Here is a 15,692-nt window from a genome sequence, read left to right as displayed (position 1 = left end):
CGCAAAAAGAGCTTAGTCATTAGACTTAGCTCTTTTTGTTTTAAAGAAGAGTTAATTAAACAAATCTCAATTAGATACAGTACTGAGAGCCTTATTATAAGTATCTGATTAGGTCACGGTGCCTACTAAAATCACCCCATCACCAAACCAACCAGGTCCCTTTCCCTTTCTCTTTTTTTAAAAAGCTATATAATGATAAATGATAAATTTTTTAGCTGGAATCTTCTCGTAAGGCGTTTTTACACATAGAGTTAAGAGAAAGCTTGAAGCATAGAAGGCGGGACGGAAATTAATGAAAAACATTGGATTTGATTCGGAGAAATATTTGCAGGAACAATCAGCTTACATCCTGGAACGGGTGGAGCAGTACGATAAACTTTATTTGGAATTTGGCGGGAAATTGATCGGCGACAAGCACGCGAAGCGTGTCTTGCCCGGATTTGATGAAGATGCCAAAATCAAATTATTGCACACACTGAAGGAAAATGCGGAAATCATCATCTGTGTGTACGCTGGAGACATTGAACGGAACAAAGTCCGTGAAGATTATGGCATCACCTACGACCAGGATGTTTTGCGCTTAATTGATGAATACCGGGCATACGGCATTTCGGTCAACAGTGTCTTGATCACGCGCTACCAAGGCCAGCCAACCGTTAAAGTGTTTATGACAAAGCTTGAGAGAAACGGCATCAACGTCTGCATTCACCGCGAAATCGAAGGGTATCCGACAAACGTGGATGCGGTCCTTGGGGAAGAAGGGTTTGCGACGAATCCTTATATTGAGACGACCAAGCCGATCGTGGTCGTGACGGCTCCTGGCCCGGGCAGCGGAAAGCTTGCCACGTGCCTTAACCAAATGTACCACGAGAACAAGCTGGGGAATGAAGTCGGCTATGCCAAGTTTGAAACGTTCCCCGTTTGGAACTTGCCGTTAAAGCATCCGGTAAACATCGCTTATGAAGCCGCTACGGTCGATTTAAAAGACGTGAACATGATTGATAATTACCACTTTGAAGCATATGAAAAAGTAGCGGTCAATTACAATCGTGATATTGAGACGTTTCCGGTCATCAAACGGATTATCGAACGGATTACCGGCAAAGCGTCTGTTTACAGCTCACCGACGGATATGGGCGTGAATCGCCTGAAATCGGGCATCACCGATGATAACGTTGTCCAGGAAGCGGCCAAGCAGGAAATCATTCGGCGCAGCTTCGTCGTAGAGAACGACTATAAAAAAGGGCTTGCCAATGAGGACAGTGTCCGCCACATGCAAGTGATTCTGGAAGAGACCGGTTTAAAGAAAGAGGACCGGGCGCCGGTATTGCCAGCCCGCAATTATGCGAAAGCCATCCAAGCACAGCTGGACAGCACGAATTTACAAGCCGTCATTGCGCTTGAACTGCCGAACGGCGAGATGATCACGGGCCGGACGACCACGTTGATGGATGCTTCGGCAGCCGCAATTTTAAACGGGTTGAAGAAACTGACCAATATTTCTGATGAAATTGATTTATTGTCGCCGATGATTCTGCAAACGATTCAACGGTTGAAAACAGAGGACTTGAACAGCCGCGTCCCGACATTGAGCGCCAATGAAGTGCTGATTGCACTGGCGATCAGTGCCGTCACCAATCCGACTTCCGAGCTCGCTTATAAGCAATTGCCGAATTTAAAAGACACGCAAGCGCATTCCACGGTGATATTGAATAGAGAAAACGAACAAACCTTTAAGAAGCTTGGCATCGACATCACCAATGATCCGGTCTATCCGACTGAGAACTTGTATTACAACTAAAGTTTAGGAAATCATCGCTTCTTCAGGCTGTCGAGAAACTTTCTCGACAGCCTTTTTTTAATGTTATTTATTTTGAAAATTTCAACCGCTAAGAAAAGAAAGGATAGTGTAAATAAGAAACTGCATGCTAATATTACGATTAGATAGACCAAAACTAAATTTCAATTTGCATCCTTTCCCAGTCATCTGCAGAAGCTATTGAAAGACATTATCGGGGGAATTCACATTATCAGCCTTAATTTTATCCTTTCATCCATTTTATTTCTCTTCACTTTTTGCTACATGGTGCTGCTCCATTACGCATGGCAAAATAGAGCCACCCCTATTTCCATTAGTTATGGCTTAGGGGTCATGGCTGCTTTTTTCTACACCTTTGGCTACGCGTTTCAGCTTTTAAGTACGACCGTGGAGCACATGATGTTTTGGATCCACATTCAATATTTTGGCATCGCTTTCGCTCCGTTCGTTTGGATTGTGATGGTCCTGCAATTCACTGGAAATCACCGGTTTTTGAAGAAAAAATGGCTCGCATTGTGGCTTCTTGGCCCGATTTACACATTAAGTGCCCATTTTACAAACGAATGGCACCATTTGTTTTATAGGAATGCAGGCTTGGACGGTTCCCTCGGATTTCCGCTGATCGATCTCGACAGGGGACCGTTGTTTTACATCCATATCGGCTGCATTTACAGCTACCATTTAATCGGCATCGGTTTACTGGTTAACTTGTATTTGAAGGCGAATAAAGAAAGGAAAAAGCAGGCAGCCTTGATGATGATCGGCTCATTATTTGTATTTGGTGTGCCGTTCATCCATTCCATTGGCGCGGTCAAAGTGCCAATCGATATTTCTCCTTTTGGGCTTGTCATTTCTTCTTTGTTTTACTTATGGGGGATTAACCGATTTAATTTGCTGAAGCTTTCTCCGCTGGCCATGAAAAAAGTTTTTGAATCCATTAACGATGCGGTCGTTATTTTTGATACGGACAATCAGCTAAAACTCTATAATAAATCTGCCAAAAGATTGTTAGCCCAATTGCCGGACAAAAAGTTGATTGGCCACCCGGCTGCAGAAGTGCTGTCCCAATTCCCATCCCTCGTCCAATTTATTGAGCGCTCAACGAAAACCAGTGCAGCTACCCAATCCATGCAACTGAAGGATAAGCATTATACGGTTCACTTTTCATATGTGGAAGGAAGCAATCATCAGCCGATAGGCAAAATGTTTATACTTCATGACATTACGGAATCTATAAAGTATGAGAAAAGTCTGCTCGAACAATCAAAGCAATTTGAATATTTGGCCCACCATGATGTTTTGACAGGGTTATACAATCGCACTTATTTTGAAGAGGAAGTAAAACGAAAACTGGCTCAGCCCGGCAAAACAAATGCCGCAATGGTGCTATGTGATTTAAACTTTTTTAAAGAAATCAATGATGTATATGGCCACCTGACAGGAGACCATGTGCTGATGTTTACAGCCAATTGCTGGCGTGAACATTTGCCGGAGCCCAGCATCCTTGCCCGTTTAGGGGGCGATGAATTTATCATGTTTTTTGAGCATATAGCATCCAAAGAAACGTTTATGAAGCAAATCCATGAGGTGCGCTCCGCTTTTCAAGAGAATTTATTCAGGCAAGACGGAATCGAAATTGAAGTGGTCCCGAGTATTGGCGCAGCTTTTGTGGAAGAAGACGGCAATGATTATGAGCATCTCTACCATACGTGCGATACGCGCATGTATAAGGATAAAAAGAAGACAAAAGCATTCTATGTATAGAAACATCCAGTTTCCGGAATTGGCTCGTATGAACTCATATTTTATTTGGAGGGAACTTCTATGGAGACAAAATTCAGTCCGGCGAACGCCGTCGTGCAGCTTTGCATGAAGGGAATGGCTCAGGAAGACAGCGGCAGCAAAGAAGCAGCCGCCGAAATTTTTATGCAAGCCTGGAAGGAAGCCACTGATGACTTTGAACGGTTTATCGCAGCTTACCACTTCGGCCGTATCCAACAGAACCCTGCCGAAAAATTGGAGTGGACGGAAAAATCCTTGCAATGTGCACGGACAATCAACGATGAGAACGTCAAAAGCGCGTATTCCACGCTGTACCGAACCATTGCCGAATGCCAGAGGGAATTGGGTGATCAGGAAAGCGCAAAAAGACAGGAAGAATTGGCCAAATCATTTGAAGGGCCGCCAACAGATACGGGACCGTTTTATCACGGAACGAAAGCGGATTTGGCAGTCGGTGATTTATTGACGCCGGGCGGCAATTCCAATTATATAGACGGGCTGAAGATGAACCATATTTATTTCGCAGCGAATGCTGACGGAGCTGGCCTTGCAGCGGCACTTGCGGCAGGGGACGGAAAAGAGCGCGTTTACCGAGTGGAACCGACAGGCGAATTTGAAAATGACCCCAATGTAACGGACAAAAAATTCCCTGGAAACTTAACGCGTTCGTACCGCTCGAAAGAACCGCTGCGAATCATTGGAGAAGAGACGGAATGGACAGCATTGCCCGCCGCTCAACTGCAAAGGATGCGGGAAGGTTCTGCGAAGAAATCAGGGGATATCATCAACTAAAAAGGCGTGAGAAAAATGGAGACAGCGTCAGTATTTACTTCCGAGAGGTGTTTAATCCGGCCATTTCAAGCAACTGATCTGGATGATTTCATGTCTTATCGCAACAATTCCGAATGGATGAAATATCAATATTTCAAAGGCCGTACAAAGGAAGAATATGAAGAAGTGCTATTGGCAGACTCGTCCATAGAAAGCGGGGCGCAATTTGCGATTATCCGAAAAGCCGACCAGCAGCTGATTGGAGATGTCTACATCAAAAAAGAAGCGGACACGTTCTGGATCGGCTATACGGTGAGCCCGGCTTTCAAAAGACAGGGATATGCATATGAAATCGTCCGTGCACTGATTGGTTGGATCCGGCAGCAAGGAGATTACAGCATTCGGGCAGGGGCCGCGCCGGAGAATGTCGCTTCCATTCGCTTACTCGAGAAATTGCGATTTTCAAAAGTGGGAGCGAACGAAGTGGAAGTAGTTTATTTATGGGATTTTGCAAACTTCAGCCATTAAATTCCAGCATCTCTCGCAAGAGTAAAGAGAGAGAAAAACAAAAGGAGCGAGTCAAATGACCAATAACGAAATAAAAGAAACGCCGCACATCAAGCCGAACGGAGTGGAAATCGCCGAAACGATCCTGTTGCCGGGGGATCCGTACCGTGCCAAATTCATCGCTGAAACCTTTCTGGAAAACCCTGTGTTGTTTAACGAAGTGAGGGGGATGCTTGGCTATACAGGAGAATATAAGGGAAAGAAAGTTTCTGTAATGGGCACCGGCATGGGGACGCCGAGCATGGCGATCTATTCCTGGGAATTGATCAACGTCTTTGGCGTTAAGAATTTAATTCGCATCGGATCTTGCGGCGCCATGCAAAAAGAGATCAAATTATACGACCTCATCTTCGCCATGGGAGCAGCGACGGATTCGGATTATGCCCATCAATGGAATCTGCCCGGCCAATTTCCGCTGACCGCTTCTTATGACCTGTTGGAGAAGGCTAAAAAGGTGGCGGATGAAAAGAATTATAAAGTTCATATCGGAAATGTCCTATCAAGTGATATTTTCTATAATGCCGATGAAACGGCCACGGAAAAATGGGCGAAGATGGGGATCCTGGCGGCGGAAATGGAAACGACAAGCCTGTACTTGAATGCTGCGAGCGCGGGTGTCAAAGCCTTAACCATTTTGACAGTGAGCGACCACATGATTACGCACGAACAGACAACGCAGGAAGAAAGACAGACTGCCTTTACGCAAATGATGGAAATTGCTTTGGGTATGGTTTGAAAAGAAGGGAGAAGGTGCAAACGTGATCACTGAAACGGATTTTAACCATCTGCAGCGTTGTGTGGAACTTGCAGAAACTGCTTTAGAAAAAGGGGACGAGCCATTCGGTTCGGTATTGGTGTCTGCTGAGGGGGAAGTGCTGTTTGAAGACCACAATCATGTGGCAGGCGGCGACTACACCCAGCATCCGGAGTTTGCGATTGCAAGGTGGGCTGCCAGCCATATGGCGCCTGACGACAGAAGGAAGGCAATTGTTTATACATCGGGGGAGCATTGCCCGATGTGTTCAGCGGCTCATGGGATGGTTGGGTTAGGGAAGATCATCTATGCGAGTTCTTCGAAGCAATTGGCCACTTGGCTCCGCGATTTTGGGGTGGAGCAGGGGCCTGTCTACAATCTGGCCATTGAAGAAGTGATCAGAGACGCCCAAGTGGAAGGGCCGGTTCCCGAACTGGCAGAGCAGGTCCGTGAACTTCACCGCCGGCTTCACGCGGCAAAAGGATGAAAATAACTATCCATAGCAAAAGGAGCGTCTTTTACGGGTGAACATGAAAACTTTTTCTTCCTATATCGTGCTAATCGGCACTGTAATCGTGGCCTTAAGCGGAAATTGGGTGCTGAAACATTACGATACTCTTTCCCTTTATCCGAAATCCCTCTCCATAATGTTTGGAGTCGGCTGGCTCCTGATTGTATGCGCCTACATCTTAAATATCCTTTCCCCTTACCACGAAGTTCCGCCCACGGACAGAAGAGACAACCGGGACGTAATCAATCAGTGGGAGCGGCATAGGAAACGGCTGGAGAACGGATTCATCGGCATCGCACTCGTAACGCTGGTGCTCGCTGCTTTCTCCAGTTGGTCGCTTGTGTTCGACTTGTTCTTCCTGTATTTTTTCATTGGCATGGTAGCGGCCGGTTTTCTTTTTGTCATGCAAGGCGATCGAGTGGAAGGGCCGGACGATTTGAATTTTAAGGGAAAAACGAAAAAATTTCTGGATGTCATTGACTACCGGCGGCATCCGTTCAGCCTTTCCCTGATTTTATTTACCTTGATCGTGGGAAGTTTTGTGTTGAGCAAGGAATTTGGCATTCCTTTCTATATGGAAGTTAGCGGCGATCCGCGCTACGCCACGGATTTGCCGAATTTCGCCTTTTCCCTCTCCAGCCTATTAATCGTCAGCGGCTTTATCTACATCATAAACAACGGCGACCTGTTTGGAATTCGCAAAGCCAAGCAAAACGGGATGAAAGTCTTGTTCATTCATTTTTTTGAACTGATTATTTGCGGCGCTTCGTTTTGCATCTGGCTGTTCATTGTGATTGAAGCACTGGTTTTGCATTATTAGCTGGACGGAATAAAAGAATTTGAAAGTGCAAGATAAAGAATGGTTCTGAAGGAGAAGTCTATGGAATTTACAAAAGCTGCGGAAATGAAACATGCCTTTATTCAAATGTTTAATCTTTATGCCCATGAACTTTCGGCGCATAACCCTTGGATCGGAACACAAATCGATAGGGAGGGGAATTATTTATCAGAAGCTGTAAGCCAATTGCTGACGGGTGTAAGCCAGGAAGCGTTTTGCCTAACAGAAGACGGGAGGCCGATTGGCATGGCCGTATTTTCCTCTTCTGAAAAGGAATGTTCTATCGATGAAATTTTTTTGGTGCAAACAAGCAGGGGGAAGGGAATAAGCGAAAGAATCTGCACTGAGTTTTGGAACAAACATACAGGCATCTGTACCTTGCATGTATTGAAACGAAATGATGCTGCCGTGAAGTATTGGGAAAAACTCATTCCACGATGTGGGTATCGTTATAAAAAGCGTGAGGAAAATGAACAAATGTGGCGTTATGAAGTTGAACTTGAATCAGGCAGATAAGGGGAGGCAGCCCCGCTCCGCTTATTTCAAAATCGAAATGGCAGATGCATGTATAATGGGAGTGAGCAAAAGATTCATAAGAGCAGGCTATTTGGCGCTATAGCCTACACGAGAAAAGGGAGGGACCTGTAATGAAAATCATCGTTTTCGGCGCAACCGGCGGAGTCGGGCAAGCGGTTGTCAAACAAGCAGTGGAAAGCGGACTGGAAGTGACGGCATTTGTCCGGACTCCGGAAAAATTGAAAACGTCTCATGAAAACTTGACGGTAGTCCAAGGGGATGCCTTTAAACCGGCAGAAGTGTCTGCAGCCATTGCCGGACATGACGCCGTGGTGTCTTGCCTCGGTTCGAGCCAAGGCATGAAGAAATCATCGGAACTGGAAGAAATGACGAAGCACATTGTCGCAGGGATGCAAGAGCACGGCGTAAAACGGATCGTCTATACGGCTTCAGCCGGCATCAACAATGAGCTTCCGGGTATGAGCGGCAAGCTGATGATGGGCATGCTGAAGAACGCGCTTATCGACCACCGGGCGGCCGTAGACTGGATTGAATCGCATGGATTAGTCTATACGATTGCCCGTCCGATGGGGTTGACCAACGGCGATTTTACAGGCGTCTACCGCGAAGCAAAAGAAGGCGTTCCGGAAAAATCCAGAACCATCCCGCGTGCGGATGTGGCGCACTTCCTCTTAAAAGCCTTGAAAGACCCAAGCTATGAAAACACATCGGTTGGGATCGCCACTTAAAAGGCAGAAAAGGTGAAGCCATTCATTTACCCAAACTATTGGTATACTAAAAGAGCGCCAAAAGCCGGAATTTCGCTTTGGCTGCTCTTTTTTTGCACCACACGGATTTTATGAGCCAGGGAGTTGGAATTGAAAATGAATAACAAAGATATAGCCGATATTCGCAAACGTTTTAAGCTTGATACGGATTTACTGAAAATCGCAGAGATTTACAATGTCTACATCCAGGGAGAAGCGACGGAAATTTTCCACGAGGACAGCCGTTCGTTTTCACTGCTCGACCGGGAGCAGCAAGAGCTGTTTTTAGCCAATTTTAAAAAGGTATTGGGCGGGAAGCTCGATGCCAAACTGTTTGAAGTGAAGTTTCTGCCGCAGGAAGAAGGGCAGGCAGACCATACGCAGCGCTTATTGTATGAAGGGCTTGAGGCGGAAGATGCCGCGGAATGGCAGGAAAACATGCAGCGCATCGCGTTAAAAATGATTGAAGAAAAACCGTTTGAGAAGGACATGGTCATCACATTTATCCGCGGGACGTATTTCAAGACGACGAAGCGCGAAGCGGATGAAACCGAAATCGATATGCGCGATGAAGTGTACACGACGCCGTTCATCCTTGGCAGCATGAATCAGACCGAATTGCCGAAAAGCTCGCTCGTGTTTGATTTTGCCGAAAAGGAATTCAAATCGAACATCCTGCTCGATCCGGTGATCAAATTAACTTCACCAGTGGGAGGCTTCCTGTTTCCGGGCTTCACGGACAATGCTGCAGACATCAACCACATCGTCTATTCGGCGAGCAAAGCGAACAAACCCGATTTCCAGTTTATCGAAAATGTATTGAATGGCGACGAAATCATCACGGCGGAAGAAGACAAAGCGGTGTTCGAGGAAATCGTCAAAGCGGTAATCGGCGAAGAAGTGAATTCCCGGACCTTAGCCGGCCTCTACGATGAAATCAACCTCATGCTCGAAGTGGAAAAAGAAGCGGAGAAAGAAGAGGTGGAGATCCCGGTTTTGGATACGGTGGAGGTGACGCGGGTACTGAAGGCGAGCGGCGTGAAAGAAGTGAGCGCTGAAAAAGTGGAGCGCGCTTTCCAGCAGGTTGTGGAAGACAAAAACTACGAAATGAAAGCAAGCCATGTCGTGCCAAGCTATGCATCGAAATCCATCAAGATCAACACAAAAGTGGCGGAGATCAAAATCAGCCCGCAAGACTTGCGCTACGTCAAAGGCGTCAATTACAACGGCAAGCGCTGCATCCTGATTGAAGTGGAAGAAGACACGATGATCGAGGGCTTTAAGCTGCTGGAAGAAGAACAGCTGGAATAGAGAAAAATTACACAAATACAGGCCCCAAACTTCTCTGCTGAGAGGCTTGGGGCCTTTTTCTGTCTAGCTGTCAATCAAACGCCCATTGTCATGCCACTGGCCGTACAATTTATTTTCCCGTGTGTTTTCGATGAACTTCGCCAATCGTTTATTGAACAGTTCAGGGTCGCGTTTAACGCTTTGGATCGTGTCGATGCGAATTCGTTTGTAGGCATCCGGAAAGTCGAGGAAATGCTGCCAGACTTGTGTGTCTTCTTTCAAGCGAGCTTGGATTTCCAGATCGATGACAAAGGCTTCCGGACGCATATCCGGCAAGGCGCTCCGGCCCTGGTCTGTCATTAAGCCCAGTTTCTCAAGCCGTCGGACACGTTCTTTATTCAACTCTGTGAAGTTGCTCTTTTTCTGGCGCGGCGAAAGCCTTTGGGCCACTTCGGTATCCGAGATCCTTTTTTTGGTGCTGTCAATCCAGCCGAAGCACAGGGCTTCCTCTACCACATCTAAATAGAGAAGCGTATTCGGCCGCTCTTTGACGCTGACGACCACCCAGCAGCATTTTTCAGTGGCTGCGTGCTCTTCCAGCCAAGTTCGCAGTTCCTGCCGGGTTTTAACAGGGAGTAAATTTTCCATCTCCAATTTGGACAGATCCTTTCGCTTTAGAAATTCCTGTTCAGTTCCTATTGGCTTATATATTTCCTATTAAATCGATTTGAGTCCGTTAAATCAAGAACGAAAAGGACCAGCGTCTCAAGTTTTATTCACGAGACGGCGCGCGATTTTGCCGCCTTTTCCGGATCCAGTTCGGGCCGAGCTCGTTTAAAGCAATCGCGCCCAGTATAATGCCGATGCCGAACCACTGGTAAAGAGCGACGGATTCAGACAAAAAGAGGCTCGCTGACAGAATGGCGATGGGCAGTTCAACGGAAGTCAGGATGTTTGCTACACCTCCGGAAACCAACGGAGCGCCGGCCGCATAAAACAGCGGAGGCAGCACGGCTCCGAATAACGACACGCCTGCTGCCGAAGCAAACAAGTCTTTTTCTAACGGCAGAACCGTTGGAATTTCACCCATGAACAAAACAAGGACCAAAATGGCCGAGCCGGAAACCATGATTGAACTGCGTGTCCAGGCATCGACTTTTACGGCGACTTTGCCGCTGCAGAAAATGAAGCCGGCATAGGTGAAGGCGGAAAGAATGCCGAAAACCAATCCCTTAATCGGCAGGCCCTGAATCTCACCGCCGATAAAATTCGAAGCAAAAAAGACGCCGATCAAAATTAGAACGATAGAGAAGACTGTGATGCGGGCCGGTTTTATGTTCATGAAAATCCATTCCAGAATGATTCCGATCCATACGAATTGGAACATCAAAATGATGGCCAGCGAAGCCGGCAAATATTGCATCGATCCGTAGTAAAAAATACTGGTTAAACCGATCAGACAGCCGGTTGCCATGATTTGAAGAATGTTTTTCACGTGGAGCCCTTTGAAACTGGCCCGTTTGATCAACGTAAATCCCCACAGCAAAACGAAAGAAACCATCATGTGGACAATATTGATTTGACCTAGCGTATAGCCATGGCTAAATCCGATTTTGGCAAAAATCGGGGTAAAACCGAAAAATGAAGCACCTAATAAAATAAATAAAATTCCTTTATTGAATTTCATCCTATGACCTCCTGCATGCTGAAGCACAATTAGATTATCTTAGCATAGATAAGCGGCAGATAGGGTTTTCCGGCGCATTTGAAGCCCAAGAAATAGAGGGCGGCGACATGGTTTGGACAAATAGCGGGACACTTTCCAAAGCGCACTTCCTGTAGGTATCATTCTCGCCATGCAGGCATTTTCAAAAGCTGTATGGAATTAAAGAAGAGGAGAAATCACATTGCATGAATCCGGTACGAATATTCACAGAAAACACGACGATAAGAGGGGGACCAACAATGAAACAGTTCTACATCAAACAGAAAGTCTTCAGCCTGAGCGGCAAATTCACGGTAAAAGATTCAGCAGAAAACGATGTGTATTATGTGGAAGGCAGCTTTATGAAAATCCCTAAAACCTTCAGCCTCATGAACCCCGAAAGAGAGGAAGTGGCGCTGATCACGAAGAAGACGTTCAGCTTCCTGCCGAAGTTTTTCGTGGAAGTGAACGGGCAGGAACGGCTGACGATCCAAAAAGAGTTTTCTTTCTTGAAAGCCCGCTATAGGATTGAAGGTACAGGCATCCAGGTTCAAGGCAATTGGTGGGATATGAATTTTCAAATCCTGCAGCACGGAGAAGTGGTAGGGCAGGTCAGCAAGGAATGGTTTACTTGGGGAGACAGCTACAAAGTAGAAATTCTGGATGAAGAAATGGAAACAGTGGTGATTGCCATTGTGGTGGCCATTGACTGCGTCAAATCGGACCAGTCTGCTGCGGCTGCTGGAGGAGCGGGGTAATGAGGCGGCAGGAAAAGCTGCAAAGAATGTTTGCCCTAGGCCAGTGGGCTTAAAAAATCCGAAGTCCGCTTGCTTCACCCGGTTTGCAGGAGCACGGGAGCTCGGACGCTAGAGAAAAAATCGGAATCCATCATTATGGGAAAAATGTGCTAATTTTTTTGGAATTTCCTTCTACTTTCTATCTACTTTTACCAGAACATGTGCTACATTATAAGAAAAAATGTAAAGTTTGAAGAAGGGAATAGGATGAGTTCTCAATTAACGACCTATATTACGCTGATCTGTACATCCGGTGTATTGAATTTATATTTAGGCGCATATGTCTTTGCGAAAAGGCAGCAGTACAAGAAAATCGCTAATTTTTTTATGATCTATACAGCTTCTATCACCATCTATTGCTTCGCTTCCGCTTTTAGTTTAACCGCCGACACCATTGGGCAATTGAAGCTTTGGAACATTTTGCTCTATATCGGCATGGCAGCTTCGGCGCCTTTAGGATTGCTGTTCGTCATGCATTACTTGAGCATAAAGCTGACGAAAAAACGAATTGCAGCGATGCTTGCTATACCTGCCATCAGTGTCTTGATGGTAGCAACAAATGATGTTCATCATCTTCATTACAAAGTGTTTGAAATTGACCCTTCGCTAGGCGCCCCTTTCGTTCATCAGGAAATCGGTCTCTGGTACCTTATCCACGGAATTTATACCTTCGGCTGTATGCTGGCCGCATTCTTGCTCGTGATTTTCCGCTGGCGGGAAACGGCGAAAGCATACCGTCCACAAATCTTTGCCTTATCAATCGGCCAGCTGATTCCAATGTCCACTGCATTTATTTACTTGATCGGCTTAACGCCCGAAGGAATTGATCCGGTGCCGATGGTCATTTGCGCTTCTTCCATTCTCTATCTCTGGGTGATCAACCGCTCACAATTATTTGCAGTTATGCCGATTGCCAAAGATGCCATATTCAATAGCATAAGCGACGGCGTTTTTGTGCTGAACGAATCACTCAATCTCATCGAATTCAACCAGTCGGCTGAAAAGATGTTTCCTTCGCTCAACGCATCGCTGTTCGGCATGCATTTTGAAAGTGTATGGAAAGGCTTATCAGAAACAGCGTTTCCTTTTGAAATAAAAGCCGCAGAGTCGCTGCAGGAAATCGAGCTGAAGAACGGACTTTTGGAACGCGTTTATCAAGTCCGTATTTCTCCGTTGCGGCATGGCAGTGAAAACAAAGGCTTGCTGATCATCTTCACCGATATTACGGAAGTAAAGAGCTTACAGCGAAAGCTTGAGCATCAAGCCTATTACGATGAGCTGACCGGAATTTTCAACCGGCGGGCGTTCTTCCAAACAAGTGAGCAGCAATTTGCGAAAGCGAAGCAAATGGAAACTCCTTTCACGGTGATGCTGATTGACATCGATCATTTTAAACAAGTAAACGACAAATACGGGCATCAAGTAGGCGACCAGCTGTTAAAACATGTGGTCGACATTTGCCGAGCGGCATTGAAAGAAAATATGTTGTTCGCGCGCTACGGCGGCGAGGAGTTTGTATTGGCGTTAGACGGGATGAATATGGAGGAAGGGGCCGTAGTTGCAGAACGGCTGCGCCGCCAAGTGGAAACCAGCTTTTTGCATGTGGATGGGAACCGGATTTCCGTCACCATAAGCAGCGGCGTGGCTGAAGCTTCGGCGATGCAAGAAGAAACCCTCTATCAGCTCTTAAACAAAGCGGATCTCGCTTTATACGCAGCCAAACACGAAGGGCGCAACCAGGTCAAAACCCATGCGGCCGAACAGCTCCTATAGGCGCACGGCAGAGATCCATAAAAGTTCAAAAGCCTTCTCCTAAAGAAAATAGGAAAAGGCTTTATTTTTATGCAATTTGAAGCCTTTTGGACGGACTTTTCTCTTGAAATGTCTTATAATAGTAATGTTTTGAATTGTAAATAACTACGAACCAGTATGATATAGTTAATAGTAAAGCAGAAATCGGCAGTTGCTTTGGCGGCGCTAGTCACCAAGAAAGCGATGCCCCAAGTTTTCTGCAATAATCGGTTAGAAAAGGAAGGTTATAATGGGCAACCTACAGAAGAAAACAGACGTTATTTTAATCGGTGCTGGAGTCATGAGTGCAACTTTAGGGTCAATGCTGAAAGAAGTAGCACCTGAGATGGAGATCCAAGTGTTTGAGAAGCTTCCAAACGCAGGGGCTGAAAGCTCCAACGAATGGAATAACGCAGGTACAGGCCACGCCGCATTGTGCGAGCTGAACTACACACCTGAGAACTCTGACGGATCCATTGATATCAACAAAGCAATTAAAATCAATGAACAGTTCCAGCTGTCCCGGCAATTCTGGTCCTACCTGGTGAAAAATGGCCGGATCAGCAACCCGGAAGATTTCATTAAATCGATTCCTCATATGAGTTTAGTAGAAGGGGAAGACAACGTAAAATTCCTAAACAACCGCTTCAAAGCATTGGCTGATATTCCGCTTTTCAAAGGGATGGAGTACGCAGAAGATGCGGAGACGTTGAAAAAGTGGATTCCACTTATCATGGAAGGCCGGACTTCAACTGAGCCGTTGGCAGCCACAAAAATCGATACGGGGACAGATGTAAACTTCGGTGCGTTGACAAAAATGCTCTTTGAACATTTGAAAGAGCAAAATGTCGACATCAACTACAAACATAGCGTAAAAGACATCAAACGCAACAGCGAAGGCAAATGGGAAGTGAAAGTGCATGATCTTGAAAGCGACAAAATCGAGTATCATACAGCAAGCTTCGTATTCATCGGAGGCGGAGGCGGAAGCCTTCCATTGCTGCAGAAAACAGGCATTCCGGAATCCAAGCACATCGGCGGATTCCCGGTAAGCGGCTTGTTCCTTGTCTGCAACAAACCGGAAATCGTTGAACAGCACCATGCAAAAGTATACGGAAAAGCCAAAGTCGGAGCTCCTCCGATGTCGGTTCCGCATCTGGACACACGCTTTATCGACAACAAAAAGTCATTGCTGTTCGGTCCATTTGCCGGCTTCTCGCCGAAATTCCTGAAAACCGGTTCAAATATGGACCTAATTGGATCTGTTAAACCGAATAACGTTTTCACCATGCTTGCAGCGGGTGCAAAAGAGCTTTCGTTGACGAAGTACCTTGTCCAGCAATTGATGCTTTCAAACGAACAGCGCATCGAAGAATTGCGTGAGTTCATCCCGACGGCAAAACTGGAAGACTGGGATGTCGTGGTCGCAGGCCAGCGCGTTCAAGTGATCAAAGATACCGACAAAGGCAAAGGGACGCTTCAGTTCGGTACGGAAATCGTAACAGCGGCTGACGGTTCGATCGCAGCATTGCTGGGAGCTTCTCCAGGGGCATCGACAGCGGTTCACGCCATGCTTGAAATCTTTGCGAAATGCTTCCCGGACCAAATTAAAGAATGGGAGCCGAAGATCAAAGAAATGGTGCCGTCTTACGGCAAATCATTAAACGAACATCCGGAACTTCTAAAAGAAGTCCACACTTCAACAGCCAAAACATTGGGCTTAGTTGAAGAAAAAGAAACAAAAGCAGCAGTGTTGACGAAGTAATTCCAAAAGAACCATTCCT

At 46.2% G+C, this 15,692-nt stretch carries 15 protein-coding genes; 13 read left to right on the top strand and 2 right to left on the bottom strand.

The genetic code is table 11. The features are described 5' to 3' along the window. Nucleotides 1-292 precede the first annotated feature (292 nt). From MTR82_RS10815 to MTR82_RS10770, 10 genes are all read left to right on the top strand, one after another. Nucleotides 293-1,801, top strand: coding sequence for a DUF1846 domain-containing protein (locus MTR82_RS10815; protein ID WP_246809028.1), 1,509 nt, complete (start codon nt 293-295; stop codon nt 1,799-1,801). Nucleotides 1,802-1,999: 198 nt separating this feature from the next. Next, nucleotides 2,000-3,583, top strand: coding sequence for a histidine kinase N-terminal 7TM domain-containing diguanylate cyclase (locus tag MTR82_RS10810; protein ID WP_279577051.1), 1,584 nt, complete (start codon nt 2,000-2,002; stop codon nt 3,581-3,583). Between the two features lie 396 nt (nt 3,584-3,979). Next, nucleotides 3,980-4,393: an NAD(+)--rifampin ADP-ribosyltransferase gene (arr, locus tag MTR82_RS10805; RefSeq protein WP_246809065.1), complete on the top strand. Its 414-nt coding sequence runs from the start codon at nt 3,980-3,982 to the stop codon at nt 4,391-4,393. 15 nt (nt 4,394-4,408) lie between these two features. After that, nucleotides 4,409-4,900: a GNAT family N-acetyltransferase gene (locus MTR82_RS10800; RefSeq protein WP_246809027.1), complete on the top strand. Its 492-nt coding sequence runs from the start codon at nt 4,409-4,411 to the stop codon at nt 4,898-4,900. A gap of 55 nt (nt 4,901-4,955) precedes the next feature. Beyond that, on the top strand, nt 4,956-5,675 hold the full coding sequence (gene deoD / locus MTR82_RS10795) for a purine-nucleoside phosphorylase (RefSeq protein WP_246809026.1): 720 nt from the start codon (nt 4,956-4,958) through the stop codon (nt 5,673-5,675). A 22-nt stretch (nt 5,676-5,697) separates the two neighbouring features. Then, nucleotides 5,698-6,180 (top strand): nucleoside deaminase, encoded by a 483-nt coding sequence (locus MTR82_RS10790; RefSeq protein WP_246809025.1) that lies wholly within the window; start codon nt 5,698-5,700, stop codon nt 6,178-6,180. Between the two features lie 37 nt (nt 6,181-6,217). Then, the gene (locus MTR82_RS10785; RefSeq protein ID WP_052649590.1) at nt 6,218-7,024 is read left to right on the top strand and encodes a hypothetical protein; all 807 of its coding nucleotides are present in this window, start codon (nt 6,218-6,220) and stop codon (nt 7,022-7,024) included. A gap of 60 nt (nt 7,025-7,084) precedes the next feature. Continuing rightward, the gene (locus MTR82_RS10780) at nt 7,085-7,558 is read left to right on the top strand and encodes a GNAT family N-acetyltransferase (RefSeq protein ID WP_246809024.1); all 474 of its coding nucleotides are present in this window, start codon (nt 7,085-7,087) and stop codon (nt 7,556-7,558) included. A gap of 131 nt (nt 7,559-7,689) precedes the next feature. Continuing rightward, a complete protein-coding gene (locus MTR82_RS10775; RefSeq protein WP_246809023.1) occupies nt 7,690-8,307 on the top strand; it encodes an NAD(P)-dependent oxidoreductase in 618 nt (205 codons plus the stop codon). Nucleotides 8,308-8,442: 135 nt separating this feature from the next. Continuing rightward, nucleotides 8,443-9,636 carry a DUF4317 domain-containing protein gene (locus tag MTR82_RS10770; protein ID WP_246809022.1) on the top strand — a complete coding sequence of 398 codons (1,194 nt, stop codon included), beginning with the start codon at nt 8,443-8,445 and terminating at the stop codon, nt 9,634-9,636. Between the two features lie 63 nt (nt 9,637-9,699). Here the strand turns inward: MTR82_RS10770 and MTR82_RS10765 are convergent, their stop codons facing one another. After that, complete coding sequence (locus tag MTR82_RS10765) at nt 9,700-10,269, bottom strand: YdeI/OmpD-associated family protein (protein WP_246809021.1); 570 nt, start codon at nt 10,267-10,269, stop codon at nt 9,700-9,702. Nucleotides 10,270-10,387: 118 nt separating this feature from the next. Continuing rightward, complete coding sequence (locus MTR82_RS10760; protein WP_246809020.1) at nt 10,388-11,302, bottom strand: EamA family transporter; 915 nt, start codon at nt 11,300-11,302, stop codon at nt 10,388-10,390. Nucleotides 11,303-11,580: 278 nt separating this feature from the next. Between MTR82_RS10760 and MTR82_RS10755 the strand changes: the two genes are divergently transcribed. From MTR82_RS10755 to MTR82_RS10745, 3 genes are all read left to right on the top strand, one after another. Beyond that, nucleotides 11,581-12,078 (top strand): LURP-one-related/scramblase family protein, encoded by a 498-nt coding sequence (locus tag MTR82_RS10755; protein ID WP_052649594.1) that lies wholly within the window; start codon nt 11,581-11,583, stop codon nt 12,076-12,078. Between the two features lie 246 nt (nt 12,079-12,324). Next, nucleotides 12,325-13,890: a sensor domain-containing diguanylate cyclase gene (locus MTR82_RS10750; RefSeq protein ID WP_246809019.1), complete on the top strand. Its 1,566-nt coding sequence runs from the start codon at nt 12,325-12,327 to the stop codon at nt 13,888-13,890. Between the two features lie 268 nt (nt 13,891-14,158). Then, nucleotides 14,159-15,673 (top strand): malate:quinone oxidoreductase, encoded by a 1,515-nt coding sequence (locus tag MTR82_RS10745; RefSeq protein ID WP_246809018.1) that lies wholly within the window; start codon nt 14,159-14,161, stop codon nt 15,671-15,673. The last annotated feature ends 19 nt before the right edge of the window (nt 15,674-15,692 follow it).

The organism is Planococcus ruber (assembly GCF_022819085.1).
Classification (GTDB): Bacteria; Bacillota; Bacilli; order Bacillales_A; family Planococcaceae; genus Planococcus; species Planococcus ruber.
This window is presented reverse-complemented; position numbering and strand designations above follow the sequence as displayed.

Bases quoted from the DNA above. Each gene is read 5' to 3' on its own strand.
- MTR82_RS10815 (WP_246809028.1), top strand. From the start codon at position 293: ATGAAAAACATTGGATTTGATTCGGAGAAATATTTGCAGGAACAATCA.
- MTR82_RS10800 (WP_246809027.1), top strand. From the start codon at position 4,409: ATGGAGACAGCGTCAGTATTTACTTCCGAGAGGTGTTTAATCCGGCCA.
- MTR82_RS10745 (WP_246809018.1), top strand. From the start codon at position 14,159: ATGGGCAACCTACAGAAGAAAACAGACGTTATTTTAATCGGTGCTGGA.
- MTR82_RS10755 (WP_052649594.1), top strand. From the start codon at position 11,581: ATGAAACAGTTCTACATCAAACAGAAAGTCTTCAGCCTGAGCGGCAAA.
- MTR82_RS10750 (WP_246809019.1), top strand. From the start codon at position 12,325: ATGAGTTCTCAATTAACGACCTATATTACGCTGATCTGTACATCCGGT.
- MTR82_RS10760 (WP_246809020.1), bottom strand. From the start codon at position 11,302: ATGAAATTCAATAAAGGAATTTTATTTATTTTATTAGGTGCTTCATTT.
- deoD (WP_246809026.1), top strand. From the start codon at position 4,956: ATGACCAATAACGAAATAAAAGAAACGCCGCACATCAAGCCGAACGGA.
- MTR82_RS10770 (WP_246809022.1), top strand. From the start codon at position 8,443: ATGAATAACAAAGATATAGCCGATATTCGCAAACGTTTTAAGCTTGAT.
- MTR82_RS10780 (WP_246809024.1), top strand. From the start codon at position 7,085: ATGGAATTTACAAAAGCTGCGGAAATGAAACATGCCTTTATTCAAATG.
- MTR82_RS10775 (WP_246809023.1), top strand. From the start codon at position 7,690: ATGAAAATCATCGTTTTCGGCGCAACCGGCGGAGTCGGGCAAGCGGTT.